The organism is Vibrio cyclitrophicus, assembly GCA_023206055.1.
In the GTDB taxonomy this organism is placed as follows: domain Bacteria; phylum Pseudomonadota; class Gammaproteobacteria; order Enterobacterales; family Vibrionaceae; genus Vibrio; species Vibrio cyclitrophicus_A.
In genome coordinates, this window is the sequence record CP065366.1 from 2516245 (window position 1) to 2528875 (window position 12631).

A 12631-nucleotide genomic window follows, 5' to 3' on the forward strand; every position below is an offset into this window, starting at 1 on the left:
AAAAACTAGGGGAATCCTTTGTCTGATACCTTGGCGTATCACACGTTATAAAGTAGTATTACCTCTCAAATTTATACCTATCAAAAAAGCGAATTATTAAGTATGGCAACTGATCCAAGACAACTTTTGGTAACTTGTGCGCTTCCGTACGCTAACGGCTCTATTCACCTTGGCCATATGCTTGAGCATATCCAAGCTGATATTTGGGTTCGATACCAGCGTCTACGTGGCAACACTGTAAACTTCATCTGTGCTGACGATGCTCACGGCACGCCAATTATGCTTAAAGCTCAACAGATGGGTATCACACCAGAAGAGATGATCGCTGCTGTTAGTGAAGAGCACCAAAAAGACTTCGCTGGCTTTGATATCAGCTTTGATAACTACCACAGCACACACAGCGAAGAGAACCGTGAACTGGCTTCTCACATCTACCTAGAACTTAAAAAGAACGGCTTCATTTCTAGCCGTACTATTTCTCAGCTTTTCGATCCTGAGAAAGAGATGTTCCTACCAGACCGTTTCGTAAAAGGTACTTGCCCTAAGTGTAAGTCAGAAGACCAGTACGGTGATAACTGTGATAACTGTGGTGAGACATACAGCCCAACTGAACTGATTAACCCTAAATCAGCGGTTTCTGGCGCAACTCCAGTAATGAAAGACTCTGAGCACTTCTTCTTCGACCTACCTCAGTTCGAAAGCATGCTAAAAGAGTGGACTCGTTCTGGCTCTCTACAGAACGAAACTGCAAACAAAATGCAGGAATGGTTCGAGTCTGGCCTGCAACAGTGGGATATCTCACGTGACGCACCTTACTTCGGCTTCGAAATCCCAGGCGAAAAAGACAAGTTCTTCTACGTATGGCTAGATGCACCTGTTGGCTACATGGCTTCTTTCAAGAACCTATGTGACAAGCGTGACGACCTAAACTTCGACGAATACTGGAAGAAAGACAGCACAGCTGAACTTTACCACTTCATCGGTAAAGACATCGTTTACTTCCACAGCCTATTCTGGCCAGCAATGTTAGACGGCGCAGGCTTCCGTAAGCCAAACAACGTATTCGTACACGGCTACGTAACAGTGAACGGTGCGAAGATGTCTAAGTCGAAAGGCACATTCATCAAAGCAAGCACGTACCTAAACCATCTAGACCCTGAGTGTCTACGTTACTACTACGCTGCTAAGCTAAACAGCCGTATCGATGATTTAGACCTTAACCTTGAAGACTTCACTCAACGTGTAAACGCTGATGTAGTAAACAAGATTGTTAACCTAGCTTCTCGTAACGCCGGCTTCATCACTAAGCGTTTTGAAGGCAAGCTTTCTGCTGAATTTGCAGAACCTGAACTTTACAACGAATTCGTTGCTGCTGCTGAGCGTATCGGTCAGCTATACGAAACTCGTGAGTTCAGCCGCGCTATCCGTGAAATTACTGCACTAGCAGATAAAGCTAATCAGTACATTGACGAAAAAGCACCTTGGGTTCTTGCGAAAGAAGAAGGTAAAGAGAAAGAGCTTCAAGAAGTTTCTTCTGTCGGTATTAACCTATTCCGCGTGCTAATGGCTTACCTGAAACCAGTTATGCCAGAGCTTGCGGCTCGCACTGAGGCTTTCCTAAACGAAGAGCTAACGTGGGAAGCGATTGCGACTCCGCTAACTGATCACGAGATCACTAAGTTCAAAGCGCTATTTAGCCGTATTGATCCGAAGAAAGTGGAAGCAATGATTGAGTCTTCTAAAGAAGATGCAGCCGCTGAAGCAGCAGCGAAAGAAAAAGCAGAAGCTGAAAAAGAGCAAGCAAGCCAAACTGAGCTAGACAAAGAGCCAATCGCAGACGAGATTGAGTTCGATGCCTTTGCTGCAGTAGACATGCGTATTGCTCGTATCATCTCTTGTGAAGAAGTACCAAAAGCGAACAAACTACTGAAGTTCCAACTGGACATCGGTGGTGAGACTCGCCAAGTATTCTCTGGTATCAAATCAGCATACAAACCTGAAGAGCTAGAAGGCAAGCTAACTGTAATGGTAGCAAACCTAAAACCTCGTAAGATGAAATTTGGTATGTCTGAAGGCATGATCCTAGCAGCGGGCCCTGGTGGCAGCGACCTATGGATCCTTGAGCCACACGAAGGTGCTCAACCTGGTATGCGTGTAATGTAATTCTGACTCCAGTCAGATAACAAGCACTCATCACTAAATCCCTAATGCATTTTTGACTTGAAAGAGTTAATCAGCATTGGGGATTTTTTATATCTACCGAAAATTAGCGTTCTCTGTTAGAGTCGCCCTCAATTATGCTATGTAGAGTAGACATTGGTTCGTCAACAATAATGGGCTAACCAACACATCTTAACTCTAAAACCCTTTTAGGAATCCCCAGTGACTAACAATGAAATCTTGCGTCGTATTCAGCACGCACTAAACCTTAAAAATGCACAAATCATCAAAGCTATCGAACAAGCTGATGTGACTGTTGCTCATGACCAAGTGATTAACTGGCTGAAAGACGACAACGACAAGTCATGCTCTAAGATGAAAGATAAAGAGTTAGCGGTATTCCTAAATGGTTTCATCAACCTTAAGCGTGGCAAAAAAGAAGGCGAGCAACCTAAACCTGAAGTTGCATTAACGAACAACATGATTTTCATGAAGCTACGTATCGCATTAAATATGAAAGCAGAAGATGTTTTGGACGTACTAGAAGTAGTTGGCATTAGCTTGAGCAAGTACGAAATCGGCGCTTACTTCCGCAAGCCAGAAAACAAAAACTACAAAGTGTGTGAAGACCAACTACTTTGTGACTTTCTAAACGGTGTGCAATTTACTAACCGCCCAGACTCAGAGGAGTTTGCAGGTTAAGTTACTGACTATTGATAAGTTTTGACCAACTATCAATAAATAAAAAGCGGCGAGATAATTGGATTATCTCGCCGCTTTTTCGTTTTCTTTACATCGTTTACTTAATAAGTAAACGAATCTAGCAGTACTTTAATGAAAAGACTTAGCTGTCGTCTTCAGTAAAGTTTGTTGGTAACGTTGTTTTCATCTCGTTCCAAATCTGTGCGCTTGCGATACCGTAGTTACGAATCACAAGTGGCAAGTTTTCACGCTCACCACTTTCACAAATAACAAACAAGTCTTTATAGAACTCCATGGCTAAACGACGAGCTTCTGGGTTAGAGAAGTAATAGCTGCCCACACGGTCGTACAATTTACGAACACCGTTGAAGATCAGACCATAAATTTGGTTACCTGAATGGAATGCTAAACGCTGGAAAAGCATGTAATCGTAGAAGTTAAAAGTTTTGGCAACTAAGATCGTTTGACGTTTCGCTTCATCTTTTTCTGAATCTTCTTTTACCGCTTGTTTGATCTTGTCAGCGTATGGCGACGATTCTAAGAACTCATCCCAAGTTGGTGCCGCAAGTAGCGCTTCACAAGATTCAATTACGTTACTGATAGTACGCTCTGAAGCTTCTTTGTTTGCTTTGAATGCATAACGCATAAAAATCGGGCTGATATTAGTACGAGCAGCAAGCAGGTCTTCTACCATTTTACTTGCGTTATCAACGTCCAACGTCATTAGGGTATCAAGTATATGAAGACCTGAAGTCTCCATAAACTGGTTAACTTTTGTTGGTTTGCCGTGTTGGATTGTCAACCAACCATCACGAGCAAGACGTTGAAGTACTTCACGAAGCGTAGTACGTGTAACACCAATTAGCTCAGAAAGCTCACGCTCTGCTGGCAAGATAGAACCTGGAGGGAAACGGCCATTCCAAATACTTTCAATGATATACTTTTCTGCAAATCCTGCCGGGCTCTTAGCCTTAATGACCATCTACACTTCAATCCAATTTAATTATTCTGTTCTAATTTACTCATCATACCACTAGTTCACACCTCGCGGAAACACCCTCAAAAATTTTACTCACCCAAAACACCAATAGAGTTAAAACTCTAAAGTTCAGCACACGTTTGCACCTTAGGTTTGTATAACAAGCGACTCTAAACCACCATTTCAACAAATCGTTAACACAACAAATTCACTTTAAAATCAATGAGATTGGTCATATTTTTAAAGCTACTAATTTGCAATATTAAGTTGTAATAATCATATATAAACCGTCGTTATTCTGTTATTTTCAATCATTTCGCTGAAATATTGATTATAGTCGGTTTTTATCACATTTTAAGTGGTATGCTTGCGCTACTTTGATCGCGTTTCTCAACAAAAAAGAGGTATTTTTAGTACAGCAGGGCTTTTCCTGTTGACTAAATGTTATCTAAGAGTAGAGTTGCGCTCAAAAATTAGCAGTGCTTGAGTTTCTAAGGGAGTGACTTGGCAAGACCACAGAACATTACATGGAATGTAGTTTTTCTAAGTCACTGTTAGTTATGTATTTTAACAAATACATAACTCGATTCTCAAATGTTGTATTGCTTGTCTATTCATAATCAACATAAAAGAGTATTAACATGCCGATGTCTCTCGGAAACGCTTTTATCAAGAACTTCCTTGGTAAAGCTCCTGATTGGTATAAACTTGCCATCATTTCCTTTTTAATCATCAACCCGTTTGTTTTCTTCCTAGTTGACCCATTTGTTGCGGGCTGGCTATTAGTGGTTGAGTTTATTTTCACGCTAGCTATGGCACTAAAATGCTACCCTCTTCAACCTGGTGGTTTATTAGCAATTCAAGCCGTCGCCATTGGTATGACCAAACCTGAAATGGTTTATCACGAGCTACAAGCAAACCTCCCAGTATTACTCTTATTGGTGTTCATGGTTGCTGGTATCTACTTCATGAAAGAACTGCTTCTGTTCATTTTCACGAAGATACTACTCGGCATCCAGTCAAAAATTTTACTCTCTATTGCGTTCTGTGTCGCAGCGGCCTTCTTATCTGCCTTCCTAGATGCCCTGACAGTAATCGCGGTCGTTATTAGCGTTGCGGTTGGCTTCTACTCTATCTACCACAAGGTCGCATCAGGCAAGGGCACGACGTCTGCGCACGATCATACTCATGATGAAGAGATCTCCGAGCTAACTCGTGATGACCTAGAAAACTACCGAGCTTTCCTACGTTCACTGCTAATGCACGCTGGTGTGGGTACAGCACTGGGTGGTGTAATGACCATGGTAGGTGAACCACAAAACTTAGTCATTGCTAAGCAAGCAGGTTGGGAGTTCGGTGAATTTATCATCCGTATGCTGCCAGTAACACTGCCTGTTTTCTTCTGCGGTATTTTAACTTGTGCACTTGTCGAGAAATTCAAAGTGTTTGGTTACGGCGCTGAGTTACCAATAAATGTTCGCCAAATCTTAGTTGAATTTGACAACAAAGAACGTGCAAACCGTACAAAGCAAGACGTAGCAAAGTTATGGGTTCAGAGTGCAATCGCAGTTTGGCTGATTGTTGGCCTTGCGCTTCACGTCGCTGAAGTGGGTTTGATTGGCCTTTCAGTGATCATCTTAGCAACGGCGTTTACTGGTGTAATTGAAGAGCACTCGATGGGTAAAGCCTTTGAAGAAGCTCTGCCATTTACCGCACTTCTTGCCGTCTTTTTCGCGGTTGTTGCTGTAATCATCGACCAAGCTCTATTTAAGCCAGTAATCGATGCTGTACTTCACGTTGAAGATAAAGGCGCGCAGCTCGCACTCTTCTATGTTGCCAACGGTATTCTATCGATGGTTTCAGATAACGTATTCGTAGGTACGGTTTACATCAACGAAGTGAAAACTGCACTGGTTGAAGGCATCATCACTCGTGACCAATTCGACCTACTTGCTGTAGCTATCAACACAGGTACTAACCTACCTTCTGTTGCTACGCCAAATGGCCAGGCTGCATTCCTGTTCCTATTAACATCAGCACTTGCTCCGTTAATTCGACTGTCTTATGGCCGCATGGTTATCATGGCGTTGCCATACACCATCGTATTAGCACTGGTTGGCCTTGCAGGTATTGTGTTCTTCGTAGAACCGATGACAGCATGGTTCTATGATGCAGGTTGGATCATTCAGCGTACTGGTGAAGCTGTTGCTCCAGTTATCTCTGGCGGTCATTAAGCTAAACACTGTGTCGCAAACCATAAAATGTGTAACTCACTAATCAAAAATATTAGTTGATTAGGAAACTTATCCAAGATAAAAAGCTCTGAGTAATCAGGGCTTTTTTATTTTATAGACAGGATTCAATTCGTGAACTTTTTAGCAATGATCAAAGACTTCTCTAAGGGACGTTTATCTTGGCTTTTACTGCTGGCTTTTATTGTCTTTTTTGAAGCGTGCGCTCTCTTCTTCCAACACGTGATGATGCTTGGTCCTTGCGTGATGTGTATCTATGAACGCGTTGCTATGCTCGCTATCGGTGTCGCCGCAATGATTGGTGCTATTGCCCCGAATAACCCAATATCACGTTGGTTAGGCCTTGCTGGTTGGGGATTCGGCGCATACAAAGGTTTGATGCTTGCTTTGGAGCACGTCGATTACCAATTCAATCCGTCTCCTTTTGCAACCTGCGACTTATTCGTCACCTTCCCTAGCTGGGCGCCTTTAAACCAATGGGCTCCGTGGATGTTTGAAGCTTACGGTGATTGCAGCAAAGTGGTGTGGCAGTTCTTCGATCTTTCTATGCCTCAGTGGCTGGTGATTATCTTCGCGGGTAACTTAGTTGCTTTCGGTTTTGTGGTGATTTCTCAATTTGTGAAGTCGAAAAACGACTAACTGTAAGCCGCTGAAATTTAGACAAAAAAAGTCGACCACGAGGTCGACTTTTTTATTAACTAAGCTTTTGAAGATATAAAGGGAGTCTGTTACTCACTCAACCAAAGTTCATCAATAAACCGTGATTAGTTGTTTTTACCACAGCATTGCTTGAACTTTTTACCACTTTCACATGGGCAAGCATCATTGCGGCCGATATCTTTAAATGGATTCACGCTTTGGGACTTATTGCCCAACATAGCCTCATCCGCTGCCATTGCCACTTCTGAGATCATCAGATCGACTTGACCGATTAAATCGGCAAGCGATGGTGGATTGGTAAGTCCTGCAGCGATCATTTGTTGTTGAGTTTGCTCTTCATCAATCGCAAGCATCAAGGTTGTTAGGAGCGCTTGCAACATGCGTAGAGTGCCATCCGCGACGGTTACGCTCTGCCATTGCTCTTCAACTGTTGGCCAAACCATCATGAAGCCTTCAGAAAAATCGGCAAACTGCTCGTTAAAGTCACCTTCAGCCAATACGTCTGTCAGTAGGTATTCATTACGCTGAATCAGGTTGTGTTGGCGGTTAATCTGCTCTGTCACCGTTGTTACCAGCTCTTTACCCGCTTCAGGCGCAACGATAGCTAACCATTCTTCGGGATCAAGTGGCTTGGTCGCCAAGTTAGAGGCAAGGATTGCACCTTCCATAAACTGCGGAGTAATGTCAGTGATTGATTCTGATAGGCTTAATAATTGATATGTCATGAAAGCTCTAGATATTGGGCATTTTCGATATTATAACGCCATCCTCCCCAAGATGTCGCTATTAAGAGACGAAACCATCATTCAGACAGACACACCACACTCATAGTGACAATCCTGTAAGCAAACCGTACAATCACGCCTCGAATTTTTCGGTTCACTCAGTTTTGGTAAAGCAGCATGCGCGTAATACTTGGCCCTATGGAGGGCGTTCTAGACCACCTAATGCGTGAAATTCTCACAGAGATTAATGATTACGATCTCTGTGTGACAGAGTTTGTGCGCGTCGTGGATCAACTTCTTCCTCCGCATGTTTTCCACCGTATTTGCCCAGAGCTACATCAAGGCTCTCAGACCATGGCTGGTGTGCCAATCCATCTCCAGCTTCTAGGGCAACACCCAAATTGGATGGCCGAGAATGCTTTTCAAGCTGCTAGCTTAGGCGCTAAAGGTATTGACCTTAATTTTGGTTGCCCAGCAAAAGCGGTCAACAAAAGTAATGGTGGGGCTTCACTGCTAAAAGAACCAGAGCTCATTTATCAAGTGGTGAACGCCTGTCGAGAAGCAGTACCTGCACACATTCCTGTATCCGCAAAGATTCGATTAGGTTGGGAGCATCCGGAAGAGTGCTTTGAAATCGTCGATGCCATCGAACAAGCCAAAGCTGACGAACTCACCGTGCATGCAAGAACCAAAGTTGGCGGCTATAAAGCCAGCGAAATCAAATGGGATTTCATCAATCAAATAAGAGAAAAAACGTCTCTACCGTTGATTGCTAATGGGGAAATCTGGAACTATCAAGATGGTCAAGATTGCATAGAAGCAACAGGCGTCGATTCATTGATGGTCTGCCGTGGTGCTTTCAATATTCCAAACCTCGGTAACGTCGTTAAGCACAACCACCAGAAAATGCCGTGGGATAAAGTCATTGAACTTTTGCTGCGCTATTCAGAGTTTCAAATTAAAGGGGACAAAGGCATGTACTACCCCAATAGAGTGAAGCAGTGGTTTGTTTATCTAAGTAAAGGCTACCCTGAAGCAAACGAACTGTTTAAAGAGATTCGTACTTTCAAAAAGGCGCCGCCGATTGTAGATCGCCTTCAGCGTTATCAAGAAGAGCGCCGTCAACCTGTTTAAGATTAAAGTACTCAACGCTTCGAACGTGTTTACCGGCGCAAAAAAGCTTTGCTAGGCAGACACGTTCGCTTTCCCCTCTTTCCTTTTCCTTTTGATACAAAGCATCGATTCAATAACGTAGCTAAAATTCAAGACGGTCTTTACCCGTTGTCTTAGCCACGTACAGCTTTTCATCAGCGTACTTAAATATCTCATCGAAGTTAAGTTTACTTTGCTCAGTTTCAACAATGCAGACACCGCCAGATACTGTAAATCCATTTGGAATAATGTCGGCTGAAGTGGAACAAATCGCATTCTTCACTCGCTCTAATGTTCTCATCAAAGTTTCACGATCTTCGCCTTTCATGTAAACGACAAACTCTTCACCGCCAAACCTTGCTGCTACGTCACTGCTTCGTACACTGTTACTGATCTGACGCGACATGTAACGAATCACGTCATCGCCTTTATCATGGCCATAAGTATCGTTAATTGACTTAAAATCATCGATATCAAATACCGTTAAAGCAAACAGTTGATCGTGCTCTACACTGCGCCAGAACGCTTCTAAGCCACGACGATTCAATAACCCTGTCATAGGGTCTTTGGCTGCGAGATCTTTAAAGTAGCCACGTTCAATATTGGAATTGACGTAGAAAAAGATAGTTACTGAGAACAGATACACAATGATGGCAACAATAAGGCTGTCTTTCTCGTAGACGAAAAAATGCTCGACCTCTTTCGCGATATCTAATTCGTAATACATCGCATGATGAGACGCGACGCCATCCAGTTTGATCTCGTGATAAAAAGCCGCAGAGTCTATCGGGGTAGCTAAAGTGGTATCAATGATATCGATCCGACCTGCGAGATGCTCATTCGAGCTTGCAAGCAGCTTGTCAGCGTCAATATCAACCGAAAGCATTCCTTGATGTACGCCTTGGTGGAACACTGGGATCGTCATACTGATCATTCGATCTAGAGACTCAAATCGATAAGCAGGCCCAGTTAATGTTAATTGCTCTGGATTGTTGGCTGTTTTTTGCCAATAGGGACGACTTTTTATGGTTGAAAGCAATTCCTTGCTCAATTTCTTAGCAAACCCTTCAGGGGAAGAGATCACATAACCACGCGTATCAATAAAGTGCACGCCGTCGTGGTATTCATCAAGCTGAGATAAAAATGAAAGAATAGGAGCTAGAGCTATCTTTTCTGAGGCGCTCTTGTAGCTGTCACTGGTTTCGGAACACAAGGATTCTTGGCCGACCAGCATATAGTCGATATCGACAGAAGGAATGTCTGAAGTTTTACCATCCGCGAGGAGTAGCGCATCAATAGGCCAGATTTGGCAAAGCCCATCCACAACTTGCTTATTGTGATCAAGAAAGAGAGGGTTTCCTGATTTGTAGTAGTTAGAGAAGCTGTAGTCTAAGGCTGTCACCACTTTTGTGGTTCGTTTGAACACCTCTTCAATACGTTGGAACTCGCTGCTGATGTCTTTCTTCACCAAATCAAAATGATTCTTTCCTGTTAGGCCAAGTAATATTGCGGCGATCACAGCGGGAAACCCAAAGATAAAGGTAAGGCTAAAATGCCTGTTTACTTTCATATAGTGTGCTCTTAGCGTTCAGCTATTTTCATTTACCCCATTAATATTATTGCATTAATTGTCATTTTCCTCGAGGTAAAAGAGTGTAAATTGATATGAATCGGACCTAAACCTTGAACAGCGAATTCCTTTTGCAAAACTAACCTCGCATTAAGCAAGGTTAGAAGATACCGTTTAAGTCATTATAAAATTCAACGATTTACTACATCAAAAATCTTCGCCTGTATCGCTGGAACGGTAATATCAACTGTACCATTATCAATTGGTATACCCTTTCTTTCACTTGATAGCTCTACCAACTCTCCTAGCTCATGTCCAAGCATCCACACAGGCAAAGACAACGCCTTTTCACCTTGGGATAGGTTAAGCACAACCAGTGTTTTTTCGCCGTTGAGACTTCGGGCAAACACTAACGTCTCAGCATCACAATATAGCTCGAGGTAGGCGCCACTTTGTTTTCAGTAAGGCTGATTCCTCTCAAAATGCTCAAACGAGCCACCCATTTACGAAAGGGATATCAGGTTTAGAATTGCGCCATCAGCGGCTAATGACCGCCCGATCAATCACAGACTGAGGCACTGTCACTCCCAACTCACGAGCAGCGTCTAGATTCACCACCAGTTGTGAGCTTTGTGCGGTTTTAACACTCAACTTCCCTGGTTTTTGTCCGTTGAGAATAGCCGCTACATAGTCTGCTGTTTGTACCCCTACGTCATAGTAATCTAAGCCTAAGCCTGCAATGGCACCCTTTCCGACATAAGATGTGGCACCTGCGACGACGGGTGTATCTGCTTGATTCGCCGCTTTGATAAGACCTTCCATGCCGCTAGCAACCGTATTGTCGGTCAAGGCATAGATAACATCAGACTTCCTGGCGACGGATTCTGCTTTCGCTCCGACATCATCAATGGTCAGCGCTTTTTCGGTATGAAGTGTATAACCAAAATCACGGGTCGCCTTTCTCAATAGTCCAACTAACGCAACGGCATTCGCTTCGGCAGGGTTATAAACCACACCGATTGAGCTTGCCTCAGGAAGAAGCTCTTTGATCAAAGAGACATGTTGGACGATTGGAGAGAGATCAGAAAGACCTGTGACGTTTCGGCCCGGCATTTCTAGCTGTTTGACCAGCCTTGCACCGATGGGGTCGGTTACTGCGGTAAACACAATCGGTATTGAGCGAGTTGCCGAAACCAAAGCTTGAGAAGTTGGTGTCGCGATGCCAACGAGTACATGGGGGTTTTCGCTGACTAGTTCTCTGGCAATTTTGGCAGCTTGCGCTGGATTCCCATCCGCCATTTCATAAGAAAACTCTAAGTTCTTTCCGGGTTCATAGCCTTTAGCTCTTAATCCTTCAAGAAGCCCTAAGCGTGTTGCATTCAAATCTGGATGATCTACGACTTGTGACACCGATACCTTGGCAATATTTGCTGTTACATTGCTAGCCCATAGCAATAGGCATCCACTTAACGCTGCCGTTAATACTTTTCTTACAGAACCCATCAATACTCCCTTCATCAAGCGCTCGTTGTTATTGCTCGACCTAGAGAGATCACAACATTAAATCCACTATTGATATTATTACCAGTAATTTTTGATAACTTGAAGTGATATTTAACAAAAACACAACAAAGCTCGAATTATGCGTCAAAAGGCTGGTTGAGTTGAATCCCTTGGTAAGAAACGAAGTGAATAACAAAAGGCAAATAAAACGAACAACAAAGGGGAATATGAACGAAAAGTGTCACGAAGAACGAATCTGAGAACATGCTAACAGCGATGTGTAGCCGTTCTCAGACGATAGGGAGAAGTGAGATTTTCTTAGAACCAGCGTTCCATTGAAGATTTGTCTAACTGACGGAATGCTCGATTCAGAATAATCGCCAATTCCTTATAACGAGGGCGTGGCTTCATTGGCTCTAACGCAAAACCCGTTTCAGTGATCTTCTCGTGCAGTTCGCGGTACCACGATACTAACGCTGGCGGAAGTTGTGTATTTGAGCGGTTACCTAACCACCACATGCCTTGAAGTGGCAAACTAATAGCAAACAAAGCCATAACCACAGCTTGTGGCATCGCTTGGTAATTATTAAAGACCATTTGCGTAAGAACGCTGATAGCAGCTATCGCAGGCATCACCTTTACACCAAAGCGCGTCGCTTTAATGATGCGTTGTTCAGGGAAGATAGCGTTTAACTCTTTTCGAACAGGCCAGAGATCCATGTACTTTTGGCCATCTTTTAAACTGCTCGCTAAACCAACTCTATTACTCATATGAGTCTCCCATTAAAAAAAAGTTGAAATCATCAACTAAAAACACAAAAATTTGACGAAAAATAATATTCTTTCAAATTTTTTTGTTATATTTGCACAATATCGCTATTATTTGCAGACCTCAATCTCATTGTTGCCCTTATTTACAATTTAAGCA

11 protein-coding genes are annotated in these 12631 nt (G+C 43.1%); 5 read left to right on the plus strand and 6 right to left on the minus strand.

Features of this window, described 5'->3' with window-relative positions; translation table 11 throughout:
• Positions 1–102 precede the first annotated feature (102 nt).
• Positions 103–2163, plus strand: a complete 2061-nt coding sequence (gene metG, locus ITG09_11010; protein ID UPR51237.1) for a methionine--tRNA ligase — start codon at positions 103–105, stop codon at positions 2161–2163.
• A 219-nt stretch (positions 2164–2382) separates the two neighbouring features.
• A complete protein-coding gene (locus tag ITG09_11015) occupies positions 2383–2862 on the plus strand; it encodes a DUF1456 family protein (GenBank protein ID UPR51238.1) in 480 nt (159 codons plus the stop codon).
• Positions 2863–3004: 142 nt separating this feature from the next.
• Here the strand turns inward: ITG09_11015 and fadR are convergent, their stop codons facing one another.
• Entirely contained in the window at positions 3005–3844 is an 840-nt protein-coding gene (gene fadR, locus ITG09_11020; protein UPR51239.1) for a fatty acid metabolism transcriptional regulator FadR, read from the minus strand.
• Between the two features lie 638 nt (positions 3845–4482).
• Between fadR and nhaB the strand changes: the two genes are divergently transcribed.
• Entirely contained in the window at positions 4483–6075 is a 1593-nt protein-coding gene (gene nhaB, locus ITG09_11025; GenBank protein UPR51240.1) for a Na(+)/H(+) antiporter NhaB, read from the plus strand.
• Positions 6076–6222: 147 nt separating this feature from the next.
• Positions 6223–6732, plus strand: a complete 510-nt coding sequence (dsbB, locus tag ITG09_11030; GenBank protein ID UPR53629.1) for a disulfide bond formation protein DsbB — start codon at positions 6223–6225, stop codon at positions 6730–6732.
• Positions 6733–6857: 125 nt separating this feature from the next.
• On the opposite strand, the gene ITG09_11035 is transcribed toward dsbB, so the two are convergent.
• Positions 6858–7478, minus strand: coding sequence for a YecA family protein (locus tag ITG09_11035; protein UPR51241.1), 621 nt, complete (start codon positions 7476–7478; stop codon positions 6858–6860).
• Positions 7479–7655: 177 nt separating this feature from the next.
• Between ITG09_11035 and dusC the strand changes: the two genes are divergently transcribed.
• Entirely contained in the window at positions 7656–8612 is a 957-nt protein-coding gene (gene dusC / locus ITG09_11040; GenBank protein UPR51242.1) for a tRNA dihydrouridine(16) synthase DusC, read from the plus strand.
• Positions 8613–8733: 121 nt separating this feature from the next.
• On the opposite strand, the gene ITG09_11045 is transcribed toward dusC, so the two are convergent.
• The 4 genes from ITG09_11045 to ITG09_11060 all read right to left on the minus strand — a co-directional run bounded on the left by ITG09_11045 (position 8734) and on the right by ITG09_11060 (position 12474).
• A complete protein-coding gene (locus tag ITG09_11045) occupies positions 8734–10200 on the minus strand; it encodes a diguanylate cyclase (protein UPR51243.1) in 1467 nt (488 codons plus the stop codon).
• Between the two features lie 191 nt (positions 10201–10391).
• A complete protein-coding gene (locus ITG09_11050) occupies positions 10392–10610 on the minus strand; it encodes a hypothetical protein (protein ID UPR51244.1) in 219 nt (72 codons plus the stop codon).
• 127 nt (positions 10611–10737) lie between these two features.
• The gene (locus ITG09_11055; protein UPR51245.1) at positions 10738–11703 is read right to left on the minus strand and encodes an ABC transporter substrate-binding protein; all 966 of its coding nucleotides are present in this window, start codon (positions 11701–11703) and stop codon (positions 10738–10740) included.
• 318 nt (positions 11704–12021) lie between these two features.
• Complete coding sequence (locus ITG09_11060) at positions 12022–12474, minus strand: DUF412 domain-containing protein (protein UPR51246.1); 453 nt, start codon at positions 12472–12474, stop codon at positions 12022–12024.
• Positions 12475–12631: the final 157 nt, after the last annotated feature.

Coding starts and splice junctions, on each gene's coding strand:
- metG (UPR51237.1), top strand. CDS start 103: ATGGCAACTGATCCAAGACAACTTTTGGTAACTTGTGCGCTTCCGTAC.
- fadR (UPR51239.1), bottom strand. CDS start 3,844: ATGGTCATTAAGGCTAAGAGCCCGGCAGGATTTGCAGAAAAGTATATC.
- nhaB (UPR51240.1), top strand. CDS start 4,483: ATGCCGATGTCTCTCGGAAACGCTTTTATCAAGAACTTCCTTGGTAAA.
- dsbB (UPR53629.1), top strand. CDS start 6,223: ATGATCAAAGACTTCTCTAAGGGACGTTTATCTTGGCTTTTACTGCTG.
- ITG09_11035 (UPR51241.1), bottom strand. CDS start 7,478: ATGACATATCAATTATTAAGCCTATCAGAATCAATCACTGACATTACT.
- dusC (UPR51242.1), top strand. CDS start 7,656: ATGCGCGTAATACTTGGCCCTATGGAGGGCGTTCTAGACCACCTAATG.
- ITG09_11045 (UPR51243.1), bottom strand. CDS start 10,200: ATGAAAGTAAACAGGCATTTTAGCCTTACCTTTATCTTTGGGTTTCCC.
- ITG09_11055 (UPR51245.1), bottom strand. CDS start 11,703: ATGGGTTCTGTAAGAAAAGTATTAACGGCAGCGTTAAGTGGATGCCTA.
- ITG09_11060 (UPR51246.1), bottom strand. CDS start 12,474: ATGAGTAATAGAGTTGGTTTAGCGAGCAGTTTAAAAGATGGCCAAAAG.